This is a genomic window from Sulfurimonas sp., assembly GCF_014859695.1.
Lineage (GTDB): Bacteria > Campylobacterota > Campylobacteria > Campylobacterales > Sulfurimonadaceae > Sulfurimonas.
Map to the genome: position 1 here is coordinate 46993 of NZ_JACUTS010000005.1, position 26374 is coordinate 73366.

The window sequence follows — 26374 nt, forward strand, 5'->3', positions numbered from 1 at the left end:
TAGAAAAGATATAGGAGAGACTCCTATATCTTTATCCTCTTCCCTGTACGGCATTACCCATATCCCACATCGGCAAGAATATACCAAGAGCAAGAAGAAGAACCATTGCCGCGATAATAAAGAGCATAATAGGTTCGATAGCCTCATTAAGCCCGTCAATAATCGCATCAAATCTCATTTTATAATACTCTGCTACCTTCTTTATCATGGCATCAAGAGTACCGCTATCCTCACCGGCACTAATCATCTGAATAATCATATTTTCAAAAAGTTTTGTATCCGCTAGACCTTCGTTTAAAGCCGCACCTTTTTCAACAGAAGTCCTAACCGAAGAGAGTTTTGCTTTTAGCGGCAGGTTGTCAATCATAGAGATGGAAGTGTCAAGCGCTTCCGCGATAGGAATACCGGCACGGATTAGTTCTGAGAAAACAAGTGTAAAACGGCTGAGCGTTGCATACATTACGATATTTTTTATAAGGTATGTCTTTAAGAGAAGCTGGTGCCAGCTAAACCTGATATCTTTATAGTTGTTAATTAGATACTTAAACATTGCAAATGTTATAACTAAAAAGGCGAGTACATACAACCCATAGTTGTTAAACAGATGTTCTAGTTTTAATAAAATAATAGTAGGTAACGGCAACTCTGCATTAAGCTCTTCAAAAATAGTTTTAAACTCAGGAACAACATAAGATATTAGAATCGTGAAAGCGATAGCCATTGCAATCATAACATTTCTTGGATATGCCATTGCTTTTTTAAATTTAATGATGTTCGCACGTATCTCCTCTAGCATATCGGCAAGAGAGTATAAGGCTTCATCAAGATTACCTGTTTTTTCACCGAGCTGAACCATGGCAATTGCGAGATTTCCAAGCTCAAAACGGAAATTTTCCATAGATTTCGAGAGAGAATGACCGGAATTTATATCTTCTGCCAGCTTGCTAAAAACTAGTTTTAAACTCTCTTCCTGCGTAGATTTTGCAATCTCATTTAGTGAATCATAAATTGATATTCCAGCATTTGTCATAACTGCTAGCTGTCTAATGGATGCAATAAGAGAGTCGGGCTTTATCTTTCTTTTTTTAACATTGCTAAGAAGTGTTGTTTTGAATCTTTTAAACTGAGCTTCAAGCGGTTCTGTCTCTTCTGAAATTTTAATTATAATCCCAGCGTGCTTGAGTTTTGTAAGCTCATTAGCATGTTTTCTATTTTCTGCATACATCCCAATCTGTTCTTTTTTACCCTTGGAGAGGATAGTTGCTACAAAGTATTTCATTATTTTGCCACCCTTAAAATTTCTTCTAAACTTGTGACACCTTCAAGAGCCTTGTTTATACCGTTTTCAAACAATCCGACAAATCCGTCTTCAACTGCTTGGGCATGTAGAGCCTCTAGAGATGCACCTTTTGCAATTAGAGATGACATTTTTTCATTAACAACTAAAACCTCACAAATCATCTCTCTTCCCATGTATCCTGTTCCGTTACACTCTTTACAGCCGGCTCCTGTATAAAATTTAGCATTTTCAGGAACTAGATGTCTTATCTCCTCTATAGCTGCCGCTGAAATCTTCTCCTCCGTTTTACAATTTTTACATATTATTCTTACAAGTCTTTGAGCTTGTATAGCAACTAAAGAACCACTGATAAGGTAAGATGGCACACCCATGTCTACCATACGCGTAACTGCGCTTATGGAGTCATTTGTATGAAGTGTAGAGATTACCAGGTGTCCCGTTAGTGCAGCTTTAATAGCTATTTCCAAAGTCTCAGAGTCGCGAATCTCACCAATCATAATCTTATCTGGATCTTGTCTTAAGATAGACCTAAGAGCCGCCGCAAAAGTCAATCCAACTTTGGGGTTTACTTGAACCTGCTGAATTAGGTTCATTCTATATTCAACCGGATCTTCGACCGTAATTACTTTATCTTCAACATTTCTAAGCTCATTAAGTGCGCCGTAGAGCGTTGTTGTTTTACCGCTTCCCGTAGGACCGGTAACAAGAATAATGCCATAAGGCGTCTTTAGAGCTTTTATAAACTTATTGTAACTTTCGGTATCCATACCGGCTTCCTCAAGTTTAACAAGTGCTTTTTGTTTATCAAGAACCCTCATAACTATTGACTCACCGTAGAGTACTGGAAGTGTTGATATGCGAAAATCATACTCTTTAGCACCAACCAGCGTAGAGAAGCGACCGTCTTGAGGCTTTCTTTTTTCAGCTATATCAAGATTTGAGAGAAGCTTTAATCTTGAGGCAAGAGGAGGATATATATCTTTTTCGAAAATAAACACCTCTGTTAGCTTTCCATCTATCCTTGTACGCACAACACAGTTTTTTTCTGTAGGTTCAACATGCACGTCACTCGCACGACTTTTAATACAAGAGTTTAGGATAACATCAATCAGTAGTAAAATTGAAGAAGCTTCCTGCTGTTCATCCATGGAGTTTATGGAGTTTAACTCATCTCTTATCTTTTTGACTAATCCTTTTACACTACCTTTTATCTCAACCTTAAAAAGATATGACTGAATCTGTTTTTTTGTTGCAACGGCAATTTTAATAGGTTTTGTAGAAAAGAGTCTTTGTACTGACTCATGCGCTTCAATGTCCAAGGGATCACAAAAAGCGACCGTAATGCTTAGTTCATCTTCGGATACCGGCAGCGCATTGTATTTTTTAAGCTGGGCAAGGGAAACTTTTTCAGTAAGCCTGTAATCCATGTCTATCGAGTCTAAATCAAGAAAAATAAGATTTAGTTTTTGGGCAAGTTTAAGAAGAATATCTTTTTCTTGAATGTAGTCATAATCGTCAATTATAGATAAATCATACTCGCCGCTTTGTATCTTCTCAACGATAAATCGAACAAGCCTATCCATCGTCATAAAGCCGGAAATAGTAATATCCCTAAGTATTAAATTACTATCAAGCCCTTTGGCAACAAGTCTGTCTACTTGACTCTTCATGATAGAGCCATTAGCTAGTAAATCAGATGTTATTCTATCCATAATGCCCCCTCTACCAATAAATATGTTTTTTAGTACTTATAGAGTTGTAAAACTCTTCAATAACTATTTTATCTATTTTACCATCTTTTAAAATATAAAGTTTATATTTTAAATTCTTATCATCTTCATCTTCAAATATATAAAACTCCTTTGGTTCATGTTTGCCATATTTTGTATAAAAATCAAAGACTTTTGATAGTACATAGTCGGTTGTAGGCAAGTTTAGTGAGGATATGTCATAGTTGTCAAGCAGAGCATGATACAGAAGTTTTTTTTGCATAAGTATAATTGAGAAATATGCGGCATTTGCGCGTGATTCAGGTGTTAGTTTTAGTACGGTAACGGGAACAGACAATCTATCTACATAATCAACATTAAGACAAGAGAATCCATATAAAGAGACATACTCCTCATCCTTTGAGTATTTTGCAAAGTTCTTAAAACCTATGGTGCAAGCCTCTTTATAATCTTTGTTTTGAAATAGCTCAAGCATTTCACGTTTTACATCGGCATAAAGAGTTATTGCCAAGAGAGTTGTTAGTAGTAGTAATTTCATTTAAATTTCCCTGATAAGATCTCATCTAAGAGTTGTCTAGCCTGTGATGAATCTGAGTGGTTTATATATCTCTTTAGTGTTTCAATCGCCATCTCTTTTTTGCCGAGCTTAACAAGCGATTTTGAAAAAATAATCCAGCTTGCTTCTATATTATTGTTTAACTCATTCGTTGCCAAAGCATAGTTGTATGCTTGCTCATAATTTTCTAATTGATAATATTTTTTTGCAACAAACAGACTTAAAGCAGGGTTGTGATTAACATTAAATCTTTTGATCACATGTTTAATGTCCTCTTCGACATCTCTTCTTTTTATATCTATGGTGCTTGTGTTTGTTGCAGGTTCTTCCACTATGGGTTTCTGCACTAGAGCAATAGACTCTTTTACCTCTTCAACTATAGGCAGGGATACTTCTTCTTTTTTATTCTCTTTTTTTATAGGCTCACTGCTTTTTTCAATAGGTCGTTCAACTTTTTTTTCAATAATGGCAGCAGCTTTAACGCTATCCTCTTTTTTGTATAGCGGTACCTCAGACTCAATTCTCTTTATAAAGTTTAGAGAAGGGGATAGCTGAACTTTCTCCTCTCTCTCTTGAGTCACCGGTGTTTCTTCTTTTTCTTTTGGCACAATAACTTTAGAAGCCTCTTGCTCGATGGCTTCATTTTTATTTTCGATTGCTATATCCGCTTTTCTATCTCCATTATACTCTTGTGTTTTTTGAGCGATAAGCTCTTTTTTTGTCTCTTTTTTTGAATTAAAATCATATAGAAGAAAAAAAGATATCGACAAAATAGCAGCGCTAACGCCTAAAAAAATTGCAAAGTATGGAGTATATGATTTTAGTTTATATTTTTTATGTTTGTTTTCAAGTTCGTTAACATTAAGCATTTATCAATCCTGTATGTATCGCAGCCATCTCTATAATTTTCTTTGAAATCTCATTTCCTCTTATTTCTTTTGGATTGTTTTGTGCATAATAGTGGTATATATCAAAGAGCGTGTATACTAATTTATTTGTATCTCTATAATTTCCATCCGTCAATTTATGAATAAGATTGATTGATTTCGGTACAAACATGCTTGCTGTATCTACGCAATTTACTTTCATAAGTTTTTTTTGAATATATATTTTAAGCTCCACCGGAGAAGCGTTTTCGAGCTTTATGCTCTCCCAAATTCTAGTTTGGAAATGCTCTTTTGCAATAATATCCTCTTTTTCAGTTTTATGAAGGGCGATTACAAATTTTACTTTTCTTGTATCTGATAAAAGTCTGATTTTTTCCATCATAGCCGTAGTATAGAGCTGAGCCTCATCAAGCATTATAATGGGAACTATTGCTTCAATAAGTTCTCTGTTTTCTACAACCTTCATAAATTGCGTAAAATTCAGTTCGCTGTCATATTTGATTCCATATAGATCTTGAGCAATAGTTTTGAAAAACTCACTCTCATCTAGAATAGGCGTTTTGTAGAGATAAGCTTTTTGCGCAGAAGCAACATCTTCATGTAGCTTTGATAAAAACATACTCTTACCTGTTCCAGGTTTACCATATAGAAGAACCATTTTTAAGGGCTTTTCTATAGAGTCTCTTAGGGCTTGGTAAATCATAGAGATTTTCTCAAGCTGGATGTAATCTTTGACATTAACCGTATCTAAAAAAACATCCCTTGAGTTTTCATAGATACTTGGTTTCAATCTTCCTCTCTTATACTATTCGTTGTAACAGAAATCGCTTCTTTTGGGCTAAGCATGATATCCTCTGATAACCCTTCATATCCCAAGTTTGATAAAGATAAACCTTTGTCATTTTTACGAATAATATGAGGCTCAATAACGATAACAAGTTCTTGAGTAATCTTTTGTCTGTTTTCATATTTAAACAGGTAGTTCAGCACTGGAATATCGCCTAAGATAGGAACTTTATTCATGTAGACATTATTGCTGGTATTGATTAATCCACCTAAGATTATACGACTTCCGTCTTTTATAGTTACAACTGAAGAGAGTTGACGGCGACGAAGGTCGGGCGGCATAGTTCTATCTGCTGCTTCAACAAGAGATATATCCGAAGCCGTTTCAGATAGAGACGGATTAATCTTTAATGTAATCATATTGTCATCAGAAATTTCTGGCGTTATATCGAGTAAAACACCGGCAAAAACAGATTGAAGGTCTTCACTTGTGCTTTGGGTTCCACTTGTAGTACCAGAGAGAGTCTCCGTACTTATAATTTTATAGAAATACTCTGTTCCGGCTGTTATAAGTGCCGCTTGATTGTTTAGCGTTAAAACTTTTGGGTTTGAAATAGAAGTTACATCACCTTGCGTTTTAAGAAACTTAATAACCTCGTTTAAGTTTCCGCTTGCACTTATTTTTATAAGGTGAGAGTTTTCAGCAGCTCCACCACCGGCGATTGCTGTGGTAATTTTATTATCCTCAAATTCAGAGACATTTTTGTGAAACAGTTTATCTATACTAAGATCTATATCTTGAAGTTTATAGAGCTGAGACCAATCAACACCGGTTGTTTTGCCGTCACTAAGAGTAACTGAAAGAAGCTGAACATCTATCAATACCTGAAGCTGTACTTTGTCTTGCAGTTTCTTAAGATAGCTTTCAAATCTCTCCATCTGTTTAATTGTAGCAGTGACGGTAATAATGCCTGCATTTTTATTTATGATAGGAAGTTGCGCCGTATATACATCTTGTGGTCTGTTTAGAACTTCTTGAAACTCCAAATCCAGTTGATGCCAGAATACAACTTCATCAGAGCTGTCAATCATCATTCCCGATTTACCCGCGCTTCCCCCACCCAACTCTTGATTTTGAGTTGTTCTGGATGTTGATCCTGTTTGAGAAGTCACACCGGCACCCTCAGAAGAGAGTGTGATATTGGTTTTAGATTCACTTTTTCTCTGTGACAAGATATAGTCAATATTGAACATTTTGGTTTCCAGATATGAAACCCTTAAAATATTGTTCTCAAGAGAGTAAGTGAGGTTATTCTCTTTTAGTACAAGATCTAAAACTTCATTGATAGTTAAGTTATTTAGATTTGTCTTATTTAAGTTGCTCTCCAAAAACTTCTGTGCATTTGGATCAGTTACTATGATACTAAATTCACATTCATCACTAAGCTGCTCTATAAAGTCAATTATCTTAGTGTTTTTTGTCGAACTAATGCTAAAGAGCTCATACGAACAATCAGCCACAACATTAGTTGATAATAGAACCGTTAGAAGAGTTGAGTACATCGTTGTTTTTATAAGTTTCATGAATCTGCCCTACTTATTTTTGAATTTTAAATTTGGATTTTTACTAACAGTTGACAAGACAAGCTCTTTGCCGCCTTGTTTTAGAGTTACAGATGTTTTTGTTATGTCCGTAACCGTATAACTGTTAATCTTATCGTTCACTTTATACCAGTTTCCATCAATCATAGCTGAGAAGTTTATGATTGTGCTTAATACAAGGGCGCTCTTTTTAGGAGCATCGTCCGTTTTTTCTGCCTGTGCTAAAGATGCTGTTTTTGAAGAAGCTACTTTTTTAGCTGGAGCAGCTGTCGTTCTAGAACCTTTTTTTGCATCTTTTGTTTCAGGTTTGTTTTTCTCTAAAAAAACAAACGGACTCCCGAGCGTAGATATATTTACGCCTTTTCTTGGTGGCTTAATCGCCTCTATCTGCTCATCTACCCACTCTAATTCATTAGCATACAGAGAGTTGCCTAAAAATATTGCGAGTAATATTATTAATGCTGTTTTCATTAGTAAGTAATCCCCCAAACTGAGATATCAAGACTTGTGTTCAACGCATCTTGAGCTTTTATGCTAAAGTCATGCACATCTACAACAAGTTCGCTTTGCTCTAGAGAGTTCATAAACTTCACTGTATCTAAATAATTACCTTTAACATCAAGCGCAATATCTAGAACATGACCAAAAGCAGATTCGCTATTTTCTGAGTAGCTGTTTGCAAAGTTAATTATCTTAATGTTGTGTTTCTTTGCATTTATGGAAATAGAGTTAAGATACTCACCCCAAGCTCTTTCGTCATAAATAAGAGAAGAGATAGCCTCTATTTTCTCTTTTATGTAGCTGTTTCTCTCTTTTTGAGCTTCAAGCTCAACTTCAAGACCTTTGATTTCTTGAACTAACATAGCAACTTTTGCCTCAGTGTTGACTTTTAAATAGAGCTTGTCTGAGTCAATTTTTGCAGTTATTTCTTGAACTTTTTTCTTTTGGCTTTCGAACTCACTCATAGACAAATCATAGAATGGATATGCCACAGCGAAAAAAACGACAACAATCATAGCATATACTATATAGGTGTCTTTTTGAGATTTTTCCTTAAAAAAACTATCAATTTTTTGTAAGGTCTCTTCTATCATTAATTTAAAATTCATAATAAATTCACCTTTAATTCACCAAAATATAATTTTGTTTCCTTCTCATAAGATATTTTATCTATTTCAAAGTGAAACTTTCCTTCGTAAACCATTGTCAAATACTTAATCAAATCGGTAATCTTTTTATCATTGCTGGAGACAAGTCCAAGTTTAAGCTCTTTGATTTGGCTGCTGCTTTTTTTACTCTCCTGTGCCTCTGAGTAAAGAGCAGACTCAAGTCTTACGTCGTATCTGTTTAAATCTTTGGTTAACCTATGCAGCAACTCCGCTTTCATAGGGTAATTTACTTTAACGTCATGAATTTTAACAAGCGTGTTTTTCTTATCAATATACTCTTGCTGTTGCTCGGCAAGAAGTATTGATACTTTTGCTTTGTCGGCTTCTCTGTTTTTAATTGTCGCTTCTCTTGTTATTTTAATGTTGTGAACACTTCTGTATTCATCCTCTAAAAGTTTGTACTGCAGTGATTGTGCGTATGTAAGCGTCCAATATGAGGCAGGGTACAAGAAAGCAAGGACAAGCGAAGCAGCCGCAAGCATAATGGCGCGACCGCTATCTCTCTTTGTAAATTTTGGAGGGCGGTAATACGTTGTGAAGTTACACTCATATCTATCTTTTTGAGGTAGCGTGGTGTAGAGATACATAAGTGAGTGCAGATTATCAATATGCGCCTTACCTGTCTCAAGTCCATAGTCAAAGTTAAAGCTGCTACTTTTAATGCTAAGTTCAACCTCTGCCATTTCGTCAAGTTTAGTTATAGATTTAAGCTGCGTATCTATATATACACACTCAATTTTATCTATATCTAATGCCCTTTTTACATAGGTTAAAATATCGTTTATATTTGAAAAGATTTCTTTGTAAAGCTTGATAATATGCGCTTTGTAAGTACTGTCTGTTGTTTTAAGATCTTCATTTGAAAGGAAGTTTATAAAGTCTTCATACTCGATTAACTCTCCGTAAATTTCGCAGAATCTCTCATGCATCTGCAAAAATGAGTAGTTTATAGATTTTGTATATATAAAGTTTTTCTCATTATATATGGTAATAAAGGTGTCATTTTCTTGAAAGTATACAAAACAGTGAACCCCGCCACTCTCTATGAGATCTTTTGAGTAGAGTGACTTTAATAGAAGAGGGGAAGGTATAATATAGTCTATATATTTTACTCTCTCTACTACACTTTTAAATACTTCATCAACAACCATCGGGTCAATTATAAACACATGGAAATTTCTATTGTCTTCATCTAAGGCATTAAAAGTCTCAATATATTGTATCTGATACATAACGGCTTGATCAAGCCCAAGTTCATCGTATGCTTTATTGTAGATAGCGTCATATAAATCTTCTTCCGGAATATTTTTACTAACTGCAATATGGCTATTTATAAAACTTTTTGTGTTTAGATAGGAGATGACATACTGCTCCTTGGAGTATACGGCAGTAGCAGTTTCATTTAAGAAGTTTGAAACGGCACTTACATACGTACCCTTGTAAGGATTGATAGAAAGCACGCTGGAGAAAGAGTGTTGTTCTTTTTTACTCATTTTCATAATCCTGTATGAAATGAACTTTGGACATATGGCAAAATTCATTGTTTTTATAAAACTCAACCCTGTAAACCCTATTGTCTACATCTATAGAGAATCTTTTATCAAAGTCTTCAAGCTTTACGCTTATACCACTTTCATTAATCAATCCCTCAGATGTAAAACCAATTACGTTTACACGATAACCACTTTGTTCTATAACGTTAAAATAATCATTTACAATAATATCTGAAGTTTTGTTTAAAGTTACTTTAACTCCATCAACAATAACATCAAAAGTATCTGTACATGACTTACCAATTTTGAAATACTGCGGACTTAGAGTTACAACTCTTTTGTTGCCTATATAAGCAACAAAGTTGCGCCCCTCTCTTGCGATACTTCCTAGTGGGTTAGAGAACCTAAATACATTACTCTCTGATTTTATCGGAATAAAGCTTAAATATTTTTTTATATTAGTTAAATTAATAGAAATATTGTCATTAATATTTAAATTACCGTACTCTTCAAGAAGTTTAGTGATGCTTCTTTCATCCAAGTAAAACTCTCTTGTAAAGTCAATCTCCATAATATTCATAAACTCTTCGATTGCAAGAAGATGGTAAAAGACTTTTTGTGATAGAGAGGGTAGGTTTTTACTGCTCTCAATTGCAAAAGCTGGTTTATTGTGTGTAACTGCATAGTAGGTAAGAGATAGCTGCATAGCTTCATCATCAAACTTAGTATTTGTATTTTTTACGTCAAAAGTATGATGCTCTTCTATAAGTCTTCTGTTTATTCTCTCTTTTACATCTAAAGCTATGGTATTTAAGTTGCCAAAAGGCTGTGTTTGATTTAGATCGCATTGATCAATTACACATGTTTGACCCCAAGCGTTGGGGTTAAAGATGTTTCCTTTGTCTGTTTTTCTGTAAAAGCCGTTGCCGTCATGCAGATTAAGAACCAGAGAGACATTTTTTTGTGTGATAATCTCTTTAATCTCTTCTACAATTTTTTTATCTTTGTCGCTCTCTTTTATTATCGCGAATTTTCTGTTCATATCCCCATTGATGCCTCTAGAGTTCTTTTGAATGCTTTTTTGATTTAAATCGGGAACAATCCATAAATTTTTTGAGTTTATTTTGTAGTGAGTTGCTAGAATTGATGCAGAGAAGTATGCACCTGGTTCATCACCGTGTATCCCCCCAATGACAAGAAGTGTAGTGTTTGAATCGGCATTTTCTTTTTTAATAAGCTGAACATCCGCATCTATAATATTAGTATATAGGCAGAGGACAAAGAGGAGTTTTGCTAAAAGATGTTTCATCTGTTACTTCTTCTATTTTTCAGTTAAGATGTTGATTTTATTATCTTTAGCAACTTCTATAATAAGTGTTTTATCTCCGCTAAATTTGAATGTATCAGATTTATAAAACTCTTTAAAGTTTACTTGATAGATATTTGACGTATTCGGATATGGTACTACATTTATATCATTGAATATAATTGTCTTTCTCTCGACTTTTTTAAAAACTCTGGTTTTGTATTTTTTAAACTCTTCTAAACTCATTCCATCACTTCTAACAAACTCTGGAGAGTAAAAACTTAAATATCCGACAATGTCATCATATTTCCAGCTGTATCTCCATGAGTAGAGTTGGGATAAGATAGATGAGAGCAAATCTTTAGAGATATTTTGTTTTATATTTTCTTCGTCAATAATTAAAATAGTTTTTTCTATATCAATATTTCTGTCTAGACACTCTATACTAGAGTTATTTATGGCGATACAACCTCTTGTAAACTCATCTCTATCCTGTGATGGAAGACCATGTATCCATATTCCAGAACCATTTTTACCTCTGTAAGAGTCGTAAATGTTAGGGTATGATGTCACAAATGCCAACGGTCCGTAAAAGGGGTCTAATTCGGTCTCCCTTGAGAGCTTTTTAGTTATCTGGTATATTCCTATAGGAGTTTTCAGATCTCCCTCTTTTACTTTGTCCCCTTTTAGTTTGCCGGTAAAAGCATCATATGTTTTTCTAAAGCTAAAACTTTGGTTTTCATCAAGCGAATAGAGGTGCAGAGTAGATGTGGATTTATCGCATGCAAGAACATTGGAGTATGCTTCAATATAGCCAAAAGTTGTATCTTTATCGCTAAGCACTCTATCCCAATACTCTCTTTTTGTTAACTCAATGTCCATCTCTCTTTCGATTTGATCAATACCGTTTACTCTATAACTTGTTAATATATCACTTGCAAAAATGTTTAAACTTATAAATATAAGCAGCAGTAACTTCATGAGCTATAACCTACCTCTTTTAGATATGATTTATCTTTACTCCACCCTTTTTTGACTACAACCTGCAGCTCAAGATAGGCTTTTTTTCCACTGAGTGATTCTATCTTCTCTCTTGAGTATTTTCCGATTCTCTTAATTGATTCTCCGCCTTTGCCTATAATAATCCCTTTTTGGGACTCTTTTTCAACAATGATGGTTGCTATGATTTTATCTATGTTTTTTTCTTCAAAAATCTTCTCTATTATAACGTCAGATTCATATGGAATCTCATCACTTACATTTTGAAACACGCCCTCTCTTATAAATCCAGCATAAATATCACGAACAAGTTCACTTGTTAAATCTTCTGGGTTAAAAAGAAACGGTGACTCAGGCAAAAATTTTGATATAGTCTTAAGCAGATCATCATGACCTACTTTTTTGGGTATTGCCATGGGGATAAGCGCTTCAAAATGGTCTGAAAATTGGCTGTACTGGCTTATTTTTTTAAAGAGTTTGTCTTGCGATACTTGGTCTATTTTGCTTAGAACTATAATGTGCTTTATCTTAGAGTTGTTTAGTTTTAAAAATTTTTCATAATTCTCTACGTTGTCGGTAACGGGAGCGAGATAGACTATAAGGTCGCAGTCTCCCATGGCTTTTAGAGCCTCATCAAGCATAAACTGGTTTAGTACTTTTTCTCTCTCATGCAGTCCTGGAGTATCAACAAAGATAATTTGTGTATCTTCATACATAACAATCGCATTTGATCTTTTTCTAGTCGCATTTGCTTTTTGACTAACCATGGCAATATTTTCGCCTAGTAGCGAATTCATGAGTGTGCTTTTTCCTGCGTTTGGACGACCGATTAATGATACAAAACCCGCACGGGTTTCTTTAGTAAAACCTGCTTTAGTCATATTTTTTCCTATAAGATATATCTAGAGAGGTCATTATCTTCAACGACCGTGTCTAATTTTTCATGTACCAATTTTTCAGTAACAATAAACTCTTTGTACTCATCCGCATTAAAACTTATATCTTCCAAGACTCTCTCTAAAACCGTATGAAGTCTTCTAGCGCCTATGTCTTCAGTTATCTCATTTGTGCGATGTGCCAGTTTTGCTATTGCTCTAACTGCCGCATCTTCAAAGATAAGCTTCATTCCCTCCGTGCTTAGCAGTGCTTCGTATTGGTAGAGCAGCGAATTTTTGGTTTGGGTAAGAATTTTATAGAGCGTCTCCTCTGTTAAAGATTCAAGTTCAACTCTTAGTGGAAATCTTCCTTGGAGTTCTGGGATAAGGTCGCTTGGTTTACAGAGATGAAACGCGCCCGCTGCGATAAAAAGAATATGGTCCGTATTTATTACGCCATATTTTGTGCTTACGCTGCTCCCTTCTACGATTGGAAGCAGGTCTCGCTGGACTCCCTCTTTGCTAGGGTCGTTTCTTCCCTGAGACTTTTCGCTAATTGCAATTTTGTCAATCTCATCAAGAAAGATAATCCCGCCGTCCTCGGCACGTTTTAGTGCTTCGGCATTGATGCTTGTGGCGTCAAGAAGTTTTGCACTTGCTTCGCTTTTTAAGATAGACTTTGCATCTCGCACGCTAACTTCTTTTTTATTATCTTCTCTGTTCATTTGGGAGAAAACTTTTGAGAAGGACTCTTGAACTTTTGCCATCTCTGGAGGAAGATTTGTGTCGTTAAACTCTATATGCATCTTTTCAATCTCAAGCTCTATGATTTTGTCGTCCATCTCGCCTGAGAGAACTCTTTTTTCCATAACCTCTAAAAGTCTTTGATAGTCGTCTTTTTTAGATTCACTCGCACCAGATGGAAGAGGGGGGAGAAGTTTTTCGACTATTTTATTTAAAACATAGTTCTCTATTTTTTCCCTATTTTCTTCCTCTTTTTCGGCTTTTACAATGGAGATAGATGCCACAACCAAATCTCGTATCATAGACTCGACATCGCGTCCCACAAAACCGACCTCTGTGTATTTGCTAGCTTCTACTTTGATAAAAGGAACTTTCATCATGCCCGCCAAACGTCTTGAAATCTCTGTTTTACCGACACCCGTAGAGCCTATCATAAGGATATTTTTCGGCGTTATATCTTTTTGGAGTTCTGGGGAGAGCTGCATTCTTCTGTATCTGGTTCTAAGAGCCAGAGCGATAGTTTTTTTAGCATTGTGCTGAGAAATAACATATTTATCTAGATACTCGACTATCTCTTTTGGCGTCAAATTCACTTTGCTTCTCCCTCTAAGATAAGAGTTTTTATATTGTGATTTGTGTAGATACATAAATCAGCCGCAATACTAAGGCTCTCTCTTACCAAATCTTCTTCATCCATCTCTGTATGTTTCTTAAGAGCGCGCGCAGCAGATATGGCAAAGTTTCCGCCGCTCCCAATCGATGCTATTTCGCCATCTTCAGGTTCAACAACATCTCCGTTTCCTGTAAGTATAAAGATATGCTCATTGTTTAAAACTATCATCATAGCTTCAAGACGGCGAAGCACTTTATCTTTTCTCCAAGCCTTGGAAAACTCTACGACAGATTTTAGGATATCGCCTTTTTTTGCCTCTAAAAAATCTTCAAACATGTCAAAGAGATTAAAAGCATCAGCCGTGCTTCCGGCAAAACCTGCTAAGATTTTTCCATTATGAAGTGTGCGGATTTTTGTTGCATTTCCCTTTAGAACGCTGTTTCCAAAGGTGACCTGACCGTCACCGCCGATTACCGCTTTATTCTTGCCTTTATAGGCAAGTATGGTAGTAGCGTCAAACATTACTCTCCCTGAACATCGACATGCAGCGTTGCATGGATTGAGTGACCAAGTTTAAGGTCTAAGTCATGTTCGCCGACTGTTTTAATGGCAACTTTATCGATAATATGTTTTTTGTCTATCTCGATATTGTGCTGATTTTGAAGCGCGTGCGCTACTTCATCTTTGGTAATTGAGCCAAAAAGATGACCGTTTTGTCCAAGTTTTTTGGTTATTATAATCTCTAGTTTGTCAAGTTTTTTCGCAAGATCTTTTAAATCAGCAATCTCTTTTGCAAGCTCTTCTGCCGCCAATCTCTCATCTTCTTTATGCTTAGCCAAAATTTCGGCAGTTGCATGTTTTGCAAAACCTTTTGCTATTAAAAAATTTTGACCGTAGCCATCTTTGACCTCTTTAACTTCGCCTGCTTTGCCCAAAGTTTTGACATCTTTTATGAGTAGAACTTTCATTTTTTCCCCTTATCTCTCTATCTCGCCGCCGTAAGAGACGATCCCATAAGATAAATTTCCGATTTTTGTATATCCCATGTCGCCCAGTATTCTTGCACAATGAGCGCTTCTGCTTCCGACGTGGCAGTATAAAATAATATTTTCATCTTTGTTAAGTTTTGCATCTTCTAGAGCTGCAAAAAAACTGCTTGTAGGAACCAGTTTGTCGGCTCCTTTTATGTGTCCCATCTGCCACTCCATATGTTCGCGCACGTCCACAAGTTTAAAATCTACCATTCCAAGTTCTCTTGCTTCTATGAGAGAAGTCACTTCATCTCCATCAAGTTCGCTTTGGCTTAGCAAAGTTTGTGCCTCCTCTTTTGTTAAGCCGCGAGAGTGTGTGTGAACAGCTTCTTCCATGCCCATCTCTGTTGCTTTTTTTGCCGCATGTTCAGGGGTACAGTAGATACCGCAGTGACAAACACCATCCTCTGGAATCTCTTTCTCGATTGCAGGTTTACAAGGGCAGATTCTATCTTCTACGCTTCTTGGTTTGTCGTTAACCGTCTCAACCATAAAGCATGGGCAAAAACGTTTGCCGTACATCATCTTGTTTCTTGCAAGACCCATCTGTACGCCTTCGTTTACTTCTGGGAGTGGATTATAGACCCAACCAAACTGCTTATTTACTTTATCTGTAAAGAGAATCGTTTTTTCAAGTTCTGCTTGAAACTCCAGTGAATTCATATCTATTTTTACTATGCTCATGCTTTTTCCTTATTAAAGAGGGTTCTTGTTTTTTCTAGCTTTGCCTTCAATGATAAAACGGAGAGCATTTAGTTTGATGAAACCTGCCGCATCTTTTTGATCATAAACAGCATCCTCTTCAAAAGTACAATACTCAGGATTGAAGAGCGAGCACTCAGATGAGCGTCCAACTACTGTTACATTTCCTTTGTAAAGCTTTACTTTTACCGTTCCCTTTACATTCTCCTGCGTCTTGTCAATCGCCGCTTGAAGCATTTCACGCTCAGGAGCAAACCAAAAACCGTTATAGATAAGTTTTGCATATTTAGGCATTAACTCATCTTTTAGATGCGCCTCTTCACGGTCAAGTGTGATGGATTCGATAGCACGGTGTGCTTTTAGCATAATTGTTCCACCCGGTGTTTCATAGCATCCGCGGCTCTTCATACCGACAAATCTGTTCTCAACTATATCTACACGACCTATGCCGTGTTTTCCAGCCAGTTTATTTAGAGTTGCTAGCATTGTTGCAGGAGACAGTTCTTGTCCGTTCAATGAAATAGGATTACCATTTTTGTATCCAATCTCTATATACTCAGGAGTCTCAGGAGCATCTTCTGGTCTTGTCGTCCATAGCCACATGCTATCTTCTGGCTCTGCATTTGGGTCTTCCAAAATACCGCCTTCATAAGAGATGTGCAACAAATTTGCATCCGTAGAGTAAGGAGATTTTTTCCCTTTTTTCTCGATTTGGATACCGTGTGTCTCCGCATAAGTCAAAAGTTTCTCTCTTGAGTTTAAGTCCCACTCTCTCCATGGAGCAATGATCGTTAAAGTAGAGTCTTTGCTTAAATAACCCATCTCAAATCTGACTTGGTCGTTCCCTTTGCCAGTAGCTCCATGACTCACGCCATCAGCTCCCGTTAAATGAGCTATTTCAACTTGTCTCTTTGCGATAAGCGGTCTTGCTATAGAAGTTCCTAAAAGATACTCTCCTTCATAGATTGCATTTGCTCTAAACATAGGAAATACATAATCTTTTACAAATTCCTCTTTTAGATCTTCAATAAATATATTTTCAGGTTTAATACCAAGTGAGAGTGCCTTTACACGCGCAGGTTCTACCTCTTCGCCTTGACCTATGTCGGCAGTAAAAGTTACGACTTCGCACTTGTACTCATCTTGTAACCACTTTAAAATAACACTGGTGTCAAGTCCGCCGGAATATGCTAAAACTACTTTTTTAACTTCTCTTTTCATTTAAAAACCCTTGCAAGCAAAATAATTATCGCGATTTTACTACAAAAAGTATTAAAGAATGGTTAGTGGAATTGTATGATTTGATGAGTAGCTGTTGCTGCTTGCTACAAAGTCAGCAAAAAAGAGGGAAAAGTCAAAAGGGCGTAAGATTACCCTTTTGAGTCAAAAAGAATTCCAGAGACTTCTTTCATTTTTGGAAGAAATCCAACTGCTTCTTCGGCAGGAAATCTTCTTATTACTTTGCTTGTTTCAGCTTCAATTACTGAAACATAAAAAATATCTTGAAAGTCAACTCCAAATTTTATATTTGTTGTCAAAGGAGCAAGCGCTTTATTTAGCTCGTTGACTAAATCATGCACCTGCTCTCTCGAGTCCACTTTTTGAGAATTTTCTACATTTTCTCGCTGCATCTCTTTTACAACATTTGCCTGTTTGGGCTGCTCAACTTCTCTTGCTTGAGGTGCTTTAGCACCTTGGCTCTCTTGCTGACTTATCTGAGACTGCTGCTGTTTTGCAATATTTGCTATGCCATCCATGACCTACTCCTTTTCTCAAAGTAAACACTATTATTGCAAACTAAATCGACACAAAAAAAAATAACTTTAGCAAAGTTGATAAAAAAATAACTTTTTTTGTTTTGGATTTATGATAATCTTGCATTTATGAATCAATACATCCAATTACTAAAGTCGGAACCCACGCTTAGAAGACTCTCTACCATACAACTCATCGCCTATTTTGGGGCATGGTTTAGCAATGTTGCCATCTACACGCTTCTTTTGCAGATGAAGGTTTCTCCTGAAGTTGTCGCCTTTACGGCAATGCTGCATTTTCTCTCTGGAATCATACAGGCACCCTTTTCGGGCTCGATAATTGATAACATGAAGCCAAAAAAACTTATGTTGATTTTAATTACAGTTGAAATATTTGCTACGCTTTTTTTGGTATTTGTAAATGAACTCTCGGATTTGTGGCTTCTTTACACGCTCGTGTTTCTTAAGATGGCGGCGGCTAGTTTTTACTTCACAACTGAGATGTCTCTTCTGCCAAAACTCCTAGGAGGAGAGAAACTTCAAAAGGCAAACGAGCTTCACTCCATTATCTGGTCGCTCTCCTATACTTTAGGTATGGCAATCAGCGGTTTTGTTGTTTTTTTGTTTGGAGTAAAAATAGCCTTTATTCTCGATGCCTCCATGTTTGTTGTTGCCTTTTTCCTGCTTTACAGGCTCCACATAGAAGTAGAGTTTATTAAGAGCAAAGAGAGCCTAAAAGAGATGATGCACGATAGTTTCAGATACTTTAAGAGAAACCCGCATGCCGTTCACTTAATGCTGATGCACTCCTTTGTAGGATTAACCGCCTTTGATGCGTTGGTAGCACTTATGGTAGACAAATATTACGCCTCCATCATTGCAACATCGCTTGCTCTTGGGCTTTTGCATGCTTCAAGAGCAGTCGGTCTGGTTATTGGACCCGTCATTCTTGGAAACTGGGTCAACAATAAAAGGCTGGCAAATATTTTTATCTTTCAAGCATTTGCAATTTGGCTCTGGGCATATTTTATGGAAGATTTTTATATGTCGTTATTTGCAAGCGTAATCGTGGGGCTTTTCACCACGACTTTGTGGTCCTACACATACACGCTTTTGCAAAAAAATATAGAACAGAAATATTACGGGCGAATAGTGGCATATAACGATATGCTCTTTCTGACATCGGCAACAATTACATCTTTTATGATAGGATTTTTGGCAACGAAGGGTTTCTCACTGGAGTTTATAACATTTCTTATTGGCCTTGGGTTTATTGTCGGTGCAGTTTATTTTAGATGGGTACTTGCTACTCAAAATATTAAAGAGATAGGATAAGACGATATTGCGATGCTCGTGCAGAATAAGCAATAGTCAGTAAAGCTTAGATTGCAGGTTAAATCTCTTGTAGTAGACATCTATCATTTTCCTTAGCGTCTCATCGTCAAGAGTGCTCTTGTTTTTTACGCCAAATTTTTTTATGTATTCAGAAGGAAGAATAGATTTTTCGGCTATAGGCTCTTTGAGATACCCAAATATAGCCTCTTTGATCTTTTCTTCACTGCTGTATTTGAGGGTATATTTTTTCATAATAACATGAAATTTAAAATCACCCCCATGACAGTTTAGACAGTTCTTATCAAACTCTGAAGCGTTTAAAAAAGCAGAGATGAGAATAAAAAGAGCAATTTTTTTTACCATGTCAGAGTCACCTTTGTCCCTTTGTTTGGTTTTGAGTCTATATCTATCTCCATACCATACTCCTCTGTTATCGATTTTACTATGCTGTAACCGATTCCAAATCCTCCTTGGGATTTATCGAACCTCAGGTATCTTGTAAATATTTTATCCAGCTCCTCTTTGCTCATCCCTTTGCCCCCATCTTCTATGGTTAGGTGTGTCTCATCCAGAGCGATTTTTATTTTGGTCGCTTTGTTTGTGTATTTGATCGCATTTGAGAGGATATTGTCTATAAGACGCTCCATTTTTTGTTTGTCCGCCGTAAAATGTACACTCTCTTTTATATCTAAGACAAACTCTATCTTTTTCATATTTGCCATATTTGCGAAGTACTCCACTCTTTGAAGCACTATCTGGGAGAGATTCAGATCTACATTTTGAAGCGATGTTTTATGATTTAAAAGCAGATAGACTAAATCTTCATAGAGATTTGAGATGCTCATGGAGGCAATCTTTATGCGCTCTAGCTTTCTTAATGTTTTTTCGTTGCAGTTTGAAGAGTCGATGGTCTCTATGTTTGTAAGTATCGCCGTGATGGGAGTGTTTAGCTCATGTGTTGTATCTTTTATGAAGTTATCAAGAAGTTTTATGTTCTCTCTAATTGGTTTTAAAACCAGATTTACGAGAAAAAACGAGGTAATAATTGTAATAAACATAACGATAATTGCAATATAGATTAGATTACTAAGTATATTTATATCTTTAGTCTCTTTTTGCACAACAATATAAGCGGCACCCATGTAGTAGGGAGATAGAGGAGAGATGAGGTAGGATTTTGAATCTTTTATAAAGAAGTTGTTATCCAACTTTTTGACCTCTTCATCAAGAGTGCTAAAGATAAGATTTTTGTCTATGTCGTAAATGGCGCTTTTAAAATTCTCAAATCTAGGATACTCAAGTTTTTCGTCGTTCTCCTCGTGCAACAAAGAGAGCCTCTCTTCGACCTGAGTGGCGTATCTCTTTAAAATCTCCTTTTCGTCATGTAACACTTGGTCTTGTTCATAAAAATAGTAACCTGTAAAAAGAGTAACGATCAGGAGCAGTGTGGAGCTAAGGTAGAGCCCCAAAACATAGATAATACTTCTTCTCTCTCCGCTATACAAGTTTATATCCGAAATTTTTGATGCTTTGTATATGCTCTTTGCCTATATGTTTGCGCAGGTTTTTCACATAGGTTCTTAGACTCATGTAGCTGTGGCTTTCGTTAAACTGCCAGACGTTTTGGTAGATGTTCTCAAAGCTAACGCACTCATCTTTATGCTTTAAAAGCAGTTTAAGCAAAAGGGACTCTTTGTTGCCCAGCGTTATTTTTTCTTCCTCTTTTATAAGCTCGTTTGAGTAGAGGTTAAAATCTACGGCATCGTTTATTTTGATGAGTTGTTCATGTGTTTTGTACTCCCGCTTTAACAGAGCGTTTATTCTAAGAAGAAGCTCTTTTAGTGCAAATGGTTTTTTGATGTAGTCATCCGCACCGCTCTCATAGCCTGAGGATAAATCGTTCATGCTGTTTAGTGATGTTATAAAAATTGCGGGGGTTGAAATATCTGCACCTCTAAGCTCTTTTAGGAGTTGAAATCCGTTGATTTGGGGGACATTTACATCCAGTAAAAAGAGATCAAACCTTGCAGCATAAATAGCCTCTAGCGCCTCATCTCCATCATAAGCGCAAACCACGTCAAACCCCTCATCTTTGAGAAACTCTTCAACGGTTTGCGATAGATTAAGGTCATCTTCTAGATATAAAATTTTCATAAAAAATTATATCCAAATTAAGCATATATCGAAAAGCCTTCACTCTCTGCTTCGTTTGTGTTTTTGTCGTCCAATATCTCAAGAAGCGTTTTTGTGTAATCTTCAGAACTCATGACAGACGCATCTACCTCTTTCATTTGAGTAACTGCCGCCGATCTCTCTTCTTTGCTCATAGAGCTAAGTTGCTCTATCACGCTGTTCTTGTCTTCGGCAGATAAATTTTGCATAATATCTTTCATGCCGCCTTGCCCATGACCACCGCCTGAGCCGTCCATTTTTCTCATCTGCATCTGCTGCATCTGACTTGTTGAAGTTACGTCCATAATAAATTCCTTTACATTTTTTTTGTTTAAAAAACTGACCTTACAAACTTTTGTAAAAAAGAGAAAGCGTTAAAAAAGATACTATCTTCTTCCGCCGCCTCCTCCGCCGTTTGAACCTTTGTACATATTGCCGGTACCGTCTTGTGGTCCCTGTTTAGAGCCGCCTTTTGAGTTGCTTCCTCTAAAGGCGTCTTTCTCCTCTTGACTCATGTTCTTAACACGGCTCTGCATCTCAGCTTTGAATGCGTCACGATCCTCGGCAGGAACCGATCCGCGCATACTTTGCATCTCTTCGGTGCTCATAAGAGAGTAGTCTGCGGCAAAAGAGAGGCTTGCCGCCATAATTGATAACATTACTGTTTTTCTCATGCTTTTGTAATCCTTTTTTTTAGTTTTGTTTATGGTAACACTAGTTTGTGAAAAAGGTGTGAAGAGGAGTCTATAAAACTTCATCTTCATCTATTTCGTGAAAAACTATGCCTCTGTTCTCTATCTTCATGATCCTGTCGCAATATGGAAGAATCCTCTCATCATGTGTAACTGTAATAATTGCCACATTTTGTTCTCTTGCGATTTTTTTGAGCATTTTTATAACACTAACAGCCCTTTCGCCATCAAGTGCAGCTGTAGGCTCATCCGCTAAAATAATCTCTGGATTGTTGGCTAACGCCCTTGCGATGGCAACCCTCTGATTTTGTCCACCTGAGAGCTGAGATGACATGTTGTATGCTTTGTCGGCAATCTCAAAATATTCTAAAAGTTCCATCGCTTTTTTTTTCGCATCCGCTTCGCTTACTTTGTTGGCTTGTGGAAGAAGCGTTATGTTCTCTAAAACATTCAAAAAAGGTATGAGATAGTGGGCTTGAAAGATAAAACCGATCTTCTCTCTTCGTATGCGGCGGGTATCTTTTGCTATCCATTTGTCCTGATAGACCATGTTTTTACCCAGCCATATCTCTCCGCTTGTGGGTTCAAGTACACATCCAATCATCATCAGAAGTGTAGTTTTTCCCGCACCGCTTGGAGCAATGAGAGCGACGACTTCTCCTTTTTGTATCTCAAATGATGCATTTTCAATTACTTGAACTAAACTATCATCTTTACCAAAATTTTTAACTAAATTTTGAACTTTAATAGCACTATGCTTGCTCATATCATCCTCCGATTGCCGCTGCAGGGTCGGCGCTTATAACTTTTTTGACACCCACAAAAGAGGCTAAGATGGAGGCTATAATGATTACTCCAAAGAGCGTCCAAGCGTCAGGGATTTGAAGCACTACTAGTTTGGGAAATTTATCGTAAACAAGATGTGAGAAAATATTTCCAAAGACAAATGCAAATACTCCAAGCAAAACAGTCTCTTTCACGATCATGGAGATAATAAGTGAGTTTGGAAGTCCCATAAGCTTCATTATGGCTATCTCTTTCATCTTCTCCAGCGTCATGGTGTAGATAATAAGCGCTATGATTATGGTTGAGACGACAACAAGGATTACGGTAAAGAGTCCTATCTGTTTTGAAGATTTCTCAATAAGGTTTTTGGTGAGTATCTCTTTTTGCTGCTTGGCGGTATAGACACTTTTATGCTGCCATTTTCGTATATCACGGGCAACTTCATCTATGTTATAACCGCTCTTCACAGTTGCGACAATCGTATTTACCAGAAAAGAATCTGAGTTTTGAACTCCTCTGGCAATATTGTTTTGAATCTCTTTGTTTGAGTATAAAAACTGCAGCTCTTGTGCATCTTTGAGACTGATGTAGACAAGAGGGTCGCCGCCGTTTGAGACGGTGTTGTGCGTAATGCCCACAACGGTGTAAATATTGCGCCCTAGCTCTATTTTTTCGCCAAGTTTAAATCCTGTTTTGTCGGTTACGACTATCTCATAGTGGTCGGTTTTTAACTCCCGCCCTTTTATCAATCTTTTTTGATTTATGGGATTTATCGCTCCATAGATATCATACCCGACGGCTACGACTCGAACTGGTTTTTCGCGGTGAGGAAGCTGGATATTTTGAAAGGTCATCGCTTCGCTTTTCTCAACTCCCTGCATAACATAGATGATGTTTTTGAGGTCTTCATGTACTCTTGAAGACTCCGCAAACGGTCCCATGGTATTCTCCTGAACTATCCACAAATCAGCACTTATGTCATCAAGCAAAATCTCCGCCTCAACCATCATGCCGCGGTAAACCCCGATCATGATAAGAACGATTCCAAGCAACATTCCCACTCCCATGGCTGTCACTATGAACTTGCCAAGCGTGTGTTTTATATCTCTAGCGGCTAAATTTATCATCTATATATCTTCATTCCATCGCTTAGAGGTTTGTTGCCACCGTTGTAGAGGAGCAGTTCGCTCTGTTGGTTTATGCCCGAAGATACGGCAGCCTCTTCATCGTTTTGTGCCAAGATAGAAATCTCTTGAAAATAGGCACTCTCACCTTTTGCTACCCAAACTCCTTTTTTTCCACTCTTTGTAACAACCAGACTAAGTGGAATTTTTAGAGCGTTTTCATATTTTGCGACTTCAATCTTTACTTCAGCCTGTTCGTTGATATAAAAATTGGTAACAACCGTATCAAAACCTATCGCAATCTCTCTCTCAAGTGTAATAAGATTGCTCATAGCAACGATTCTCTGTACGGTTCCGCTAAGCTCACTCTCTGGCTTTGAACGGAGTTTTATAGAGGCTTTTTGCCCCAATTTTATTCCCTGGGCTACTCTCTCATCTACGTTTGCTTTTACCCAGAGTGTTTTTGGATCGACTATTTTAAAGATAGGAGTTGATGGCAGAACATATTGCGCCGCTTCCGCCTCTTTAGTCACGATGTAGCCGTCCGTAGGTGCGTAGATTTTAAGACGCCCTATCTTTTCTTCAACTGCTTCTATGCTCTTTTTTTGGCGCAGCTTCTCTGACGTTGCAGAAGCTATCTGTGCTTTTGAAGCATCGATCTGTGCATTGATATTTTGAAGGTCGCTCTTTGCTTTGTCGTACTCCGCTTGCGTAGCAAATTTCTGCTCCATAAGCTTTTTGTAGCGCTCATAAGTTGTTTGTAGAAGCACCTTTTGCGCCTCAAGACTTTTCAGTGCGCTTTTAGCGGCATCTACCTCATGTCTTGCTTTTTGCTCTAAGAGTTTTGCTTCATCAAGAAGCATAGGGAGCTCAACCGGGTCAATGCTTAAGAGAAGCGCACCTTTTTTTACCCACATTCCCTCATCAAAATAGATATTTTCTATCTTTCCGCCGCTTTGTGCGGTGATGGTGTATATGTTTTTAGCATCCACGTTTCCGATGCCTCTAATAGTCACATGTAGGTCACCGATAGTCGGTTTTGTCGTAGCAAAGGTTGATTTTACAACATACACTTTGTTATAGAAAATAGCCGCTCCAATAGTTATTAAAATGGCGATAAGAGCATATTTTATATATTTGTTCATTTAAGTTCTCCTTGTAGATACTCAAGTCTGTTTATTGTGTTGTTTATGGCAAATTTGGCTTCAAGAAGTCCAAACTCGGCGTAAAGATGTACAGATGCTGCATCAAGAACTTCTATGTAGGTCGATAGTCCCTCTTTGTATCTTGCTTCGACTATCTTTCTTGTAGCCATTGCGGACTCTATAAGTGCCTCTTTTGCTTTCTTTGTGTGTCTGTATCTCTCTAAATCTATAAGCAGATTTGCCGTCTCCTCTTTTAGAAGAAGTTTTTGCGCATTGTAGGACTCTTTTGCCATCTCCTTTGAGATTTTAGCCTGCTGTGACTGTGCGCTAATTCTGCCGCCGCTGTAAATCGGGATGCTTAGCATCACACCGACAAGAGAAGTGTCATACTCATTAAGAGTGTCTTGATACGCATAAGATGCAACGGCATCGATTGAGCCGTAGTTTGCAGCTTTTGCCGCTTTATAGAGCAGGGCATCTCTTTGTATCTCCTCCTGTGAGCTCTTAAGCGAAAAGTTCTTTGCTAAAATATCTTGGGCAAGTGCTTCGCCGTTTTGCTCTTTTGGCGGTGTGCTCTCTTTTAAAGTAGTCCCGGCATCTATCTTCTCTCCCATGTAAAGAGAGAGAGTTGAGAACGCTTTGTTTAGGTCTGCCTGTGTCACTGCTAGTGAATCTTGGGCAATATAGAGCGCGCTCAGTATACTTGAAGCATCCGCCTCTGTCTTCAACCCCTCTTTAACAAGGGCAAGTGCCTGTTTGTAGAGCTCCTCTTTTGCATGGATATCTTTTTCTATTATATCGAGAGCTTTTGTTTGAAGAAGTGCTAAGTTGTAGTAGTTTTTTACCTTATATATAAGAAGAGCTTTTGCATCCTCTAGTGTAAAATCGGCTCTATTTTGCTCTTTTTCGTACGCTTTTATGGTTGATGTTGTCTTCTGAAAATCATATATTTTTTGATTTAGTGAAGCGCTTACCTTCCAGCTGTCATCTTCGATGGTATTAAACTGACCGTTTTGCGGCATTACAAAGGTGTTGATGGGATTATACTCGACACCTAGGTTTATCTGCGGGAGATAGTCCGCTTTTGCAATATCTACATAACTTTTGCTTTTTGCAACATTTAGAGAGAGCTTTTTAATATCTGGATGGTTTTTTAAAGCCTTATCAACGCACTCATCAAGTGTTAGCTCTCTGGCATGAGCAAGAGAGAAAAAAAGATAAAAAGATAGAAACAGAAATTTTTTCATAACAAGAGACTCTTCTTTTTAATTTGATGCTACGCACTAAAACGAACGCGTCCGTTTTAGCGGCAGGGACAGATGTCCCTACAACCCCCTTGTCATGGAGTATGCCATTGGTTAGCATACCTAAAAGCTACGAAAAAGTTTATTTTTCGAGAATTACAAGGTGTTTACACATTTTTATAAAAAGTGCGTAACATCAGTTTTTAATATATTTTAAATTGGAATAACTATTATAAATCAGATATGTGAAATCTGTGTGAAGTGCCTATGTTTGTCTTCACTAAAAAGCGAGTTATCAACCTTCATAGGTTACTATATCAGAAATATAT

28 protein-coding genes are annotated in these 26374 nt (G+C 37.1%); 1 reads left to right on the top strand and 27 read right to left on the bottom strand.

What is annotated here, in order from left to right:
- Positions 1 to 31: 31 nt before the first annotated feature.
- From IBX42_RS02290 to IBX42_RS02375, 18 genes are all read right to left on the bottom strand, one after another.
- Positions 32 to 1279 (bottom strand): type II secretion system F family protein, encoded by a 1248-nt coding sequence (locus IBX42_RS02290; RefSeq protein ID WP_294928185.1) that lies wholly within the window; start codon positions 1277 to 1279, stop codon positions 32 to 34.
- Positions 1279 to 3012, bottom strand: a complete 1734-nt coding sequence (locus IBX42_RS02295) for a GspE/PulE family protein (RefSeq protein WP_294928188.1) — start codon at positions 3010 to 3012, stop codon at positions 1279 to 1281. Before IBX42_RS02295 ends, IBX42_RS02290 begins: the two co-directional genes overlap by 1 nt.
- 10 nt (positions 3013 to 3022) lie before the next feature.
- On the bottom strand, positions 3023 to 3568 hold the full coding sequence (locus IBX42_RS02300; protein ID WP_294928191.1) for a hypothetical protein: 546 nt from the start codon (positions 3566 to 3568) through the stop codon (positions 3023 to 3025).
- On the bottom strand, positions 3565 to 4455 hold the full coding sequence (locus tag IBX42_RS02305) for a CDC27 family protein (protein ID WP_294928194.1): 891 nt from the start codon (positions 4453 to 4455) through the stop codon (positions 3565 to 3567). Before IBX42_RS02305 ends, IBX42_RS02300 begins: the two co-directional genes overlap by 4 nt.
- Positions 4448 to 5263 (bottom strand): AAA family ATPase, encoded by an 816-nt coding sequence (locus tag IBX42_RS02310; RefSeq protein WP_294928197.1) that lies wholly within the window; start codon positions 5261 to 5263, stop codon positions 4448 to 4450. The genes IBX42_RS02305 and IBX42_RS02310 overlap by 8 nt, the downstream gene beginning before the upstream one ends.
- The gene (mshL, locus tag IBX42_RS02315; protein ID WP_294928200.1) at positions 5260 to 6843 is read right to left on the bottom strand and encodes a pilus (MSHA type) biogenesis protein MshL; all 1584 of its coding nucleotides are present in this window, start codon (positions 6841 to 6843) and stop codon (positions 5260 to 5262) included. The genes IBX42_RS02310 and mshL overlap by 4 nt, the downstream gene beginning before the upstream one ends.
- Before the next feature lie 9 nt (positions 6844 to 6852).
- Positions 6853 to 7332: a hypothetical protein gene (locus IBX42_RS02320; protein ID WP_294928203.1), complete on the bottom strand. Its 480-nt coding sequence runs from the start codon at positions 7330 to 7332 to the stop codon at positions 6853 to 6855.
- A complete protein-coding gene (gene pilO / locus IBX42_RS02325) occupies positions 7332 to 7970 on the bottom strand; it encodes a type 4a pilus biogenesis protein PilO (RefSeq protein WP_294928205.1) in 639 nt (212 codons plus the stop codon). Before pilO ends, IBX42_RS02320 begins: the two co-directional genes overlap by 1 nt.
- Positions 7967 to 9523 (bottom strand): hypothetical protein, encoded by a 1557-nt coding sequence (locus tag IBX42_RS02330; RefSeq protein ID WP_294928208.1) that lies wholly within the window; start codon positions 9521 to 9523, stop codon positions 7967 to 7969. Before IBX42_RS02330 ends, pilO begins: the two co-directional genes overlap by 4 nt.
- Entirely contained in the window at positions 9516 to 10832 is a 1317-nt protein-coding gene (locus IBX42_RS02335; protein WP_294928211.1) for a M99 family carboxypeptidase catalytic domain-containing protein, read from the bottom strand. The genes IBX42_RS02330 and IBX42_RS02335 overlap by 8 nt, the downstream gene beginning before the upstream one ends.
- 12 nt (positions 10833 to 10844) lie before the next feature.
- Positions 10845 to 11810, bottom strand: a complete 966-nt coding sequence (locus IBX42_RS02340; RefSeq protein WP_294928214.1) for a L,D-transpeptidase family protein — start codon at positions 11808 to 11810, stop codon at positions 10845 to 10847.
- Positions 11807 to 12709 (bottom strand): GTPase Era, encoded by a 903-nt coding sequence (gene era, locus IBX42_RS02345; RefSeq protein WP_294928217.1) that lies wholly within the window; start codon positions 12707 to 12709, stop codon positions 11807 to 11809. The genes IBX42_RS02340 and era overlap by 4 nt, the downstream gene beginning before the upstream one ends.
- 8 nt (positions 12710 to 12717) lie before the next feature.
- A complete protein-coding gene (gene hslU, locus IBX42_RS02350; RefSeq protein ID WP_294928220.1) occupies positions 12718 to 14040 on the bottom strand; it encodes an HslU--HslV peptidase ATPase subunit in 1323 nt (440 codons plus the stop codon).
- The gene (hslV, locus tag IBX42_RS02355) at positions 14037 to 14582 is read right to left on the bottom strand and encodes an ATP-dependent protease subunit HslV (protein ID WP_159569936.1); all 546 of its coding nucleotides are present in this window, start codon (positions 14580 to 14582) and stop codon (positions 14037 to 14039) included. The genes hslU and hslV overlap by 4 nt, the downstream gene beginning before the upstream one ends.
- Positions 14582 to 15028: a 50S ribosomal protein L9 gene (rplI, locus tag IBX42_RS02360; RefSeq protein ID WP_294928227.1), complete on the bottom strand. Its 447-nt coding sequence runs from the start codon at positions 15026 to 15028 to the stop codon at positions 14582 to 14584. The genes hslV and rplI overlap by 1 nt, the downstream gene beginning before the upstream one ends.
- A 9-nt stretch (positions 15029 to 15037) precedes the next feature.
- Entirely contained in the window at positions 15038 to 15775 is a 738-nt protein-coding gene (locus IBX42_RS02365; RefSeq protein WP_294928230.1) for a ferredoxin-thioredoxin reductase catalytic domain-containing protein, read from the bottom strand.
- 12 nt (positions 15776 to 15787) lie between these two features.
- Positions 15788 to 17014, bottom strand: coding sequence for an argininosuccinate synthase (locus IBX42_RS02370; RefSeq protein ID WP_294928233.1), 1227 nt, complete (start codon positions 17012 to 17014; stop codon positions 15788 to 15790).
- A gap of 149 nt (positions 17015 to 17163) precedes the next feature.
- Positions 17164 to 17550, bottom strand: a complete 387-nt coding sequence (locus tag IBX42_RS02375; RefSeq protein WP_294928236.1) for a flagellar protein FlaG — start codon at positions 17548 to 17550, stop codon at positions 17164 to 17166.
- Positions 17551 to 17676: 126 nt separating this feature from the next.
- On the opposite strand from IBX42_RS02375, the gene IBX42_RS02380 reads away from it, so the two are divergent.
- A complete protein-coding gene (locus IBX42_RS02380) occupies positions 17677 to 18882 on the top strand; it encodes an MFS transporter (protein WP_294928239.1) in 1206 nt (401 codons plus the stop codon).
- A 36-nt stretch (positions 18883 to 18918) separates the two neighbouring features.
- Here IBX42_RS02380 and IBX42_RS02385 read toward each other — a convergent pair whose 3' ends face one another.
- The 9 genes from IBX42_RS02385 to IBX42_RS02425 form a co-directional block, all read right to left on the bottom strand.
- Positions 18919 to 19245: a hypothetical protein gene (locus tag IBX42_RS02385; RefSeq protein ID WP_294928241.1), complete on the bottom strand. Its 327-nt coding sequence runs from the start codon at positions 19243 to 19245 to the stop codon at positions 18919 to 18921.
- A complete protein-coding gene (locus tag IBX42_RS02390) occupies positions 19239 to 20387 on the bottom strand; it encodes a HAMP domain-containing sensor histidine kinase (protein ID WP_294928244.1) in 1149 nt (382 codons plus the stop codon). Before IBX42_RS02390 ends, IBX42_RS02385 begins: the two co-directional genes overlap by 7 nt.
- Positions 20380 to 21036: a response regulator transcription factor gene (locus tag IBX42_RS02395; RefSeq protein WP_294928247.1), complete on the bottom strand. Its 657-nt coding sequence runs from the start codon at positions 21034 to 21036 to the stop codon at positions 20380 to 20382. The genes IBX42_RS02390 and IBX42_RS02395 overlap by 8 nt, the downstream gene beginning before the upstream one ends.
- Positions 21037 to 21053: 17 nt before the next feature.
- Positions 21054 to 21359 carry a hypothetical protein gene (locus IBX42_RS02400; protein ID WP_294928250.1) on the bottom strand — a complete coding sequence of 102 codons (306 nt, stop codon included), beginning with the start codon at positions 21357 to 21359 and terminating at the stop codon, positions 21054 to 21056.
- Between the two features lie 81 nt (positions 21360 to 21440).
- Positions 21441 to 21728, bottom strand: coding sequence for a DUF1104 domain-containing protein (locus tag IBX42_RS02405; protein WP_294928253.1), 288 nt, complete (start codon positions 21726 to 21728; stop codon positions 21441 to 21443).
- Positions 21729 to 21798: 70 nt separating this feature from the next.
- Positions 21799 to 22512: an ABC transporter ATP-binding protein gene (locus tag IBX42_RS02410; RefSeq protein WP_294928256.1), complete on the bottom strand. Its 714-nt coding sequence runs from the start codon at positions 22510 to 22512 to the stop codon at positions 21799 to 21801.
- Between the two features lies 1 nt (position 22513).
- Positions 22514 to 23659, bottom strand: coding sequence for an ABC transporter permease (locus IBX42_RS02415; RefSeq protein ID WP_294928258.1), 1146 nt, complete (start codon positions 23657 to 23659; stop codon positions 22514 to 22516).
- On the bottom strand, positions 23656 to 24801 hold the full coding sequence (locus IBX42_RS02420) for an efflux RND transporter periplasmic adaptor subunit (RefSeq protein WP_294928261.1): 1146 nt from the start codon (positions 24799 to 24801) through the stop codon (positions 23656 to 23658). Before IBX42_RS02420 ends, IBX42_RS02415 begins: the two co-directional genes overlap by 4 nt.
- The gene (locus IBX42_RS02425; RefSeq protein ID WP_294928264.1) at positions 24798 to 26048 is read right to left on the bottom strand and encodes a TolC family protein; all 1251 of its coding nucleotides are present in this window, start codon (positions 26046 to 26048) and stop codon (positions 24798 to 24800) included. The genes IBX42_RS02420 and IBX42_RS02425 overlap by 4 nt, the downstream gene beginning before the upstream one ends.
- Positions 26049 to 26374: the final 326 nt, after the last annotated feature.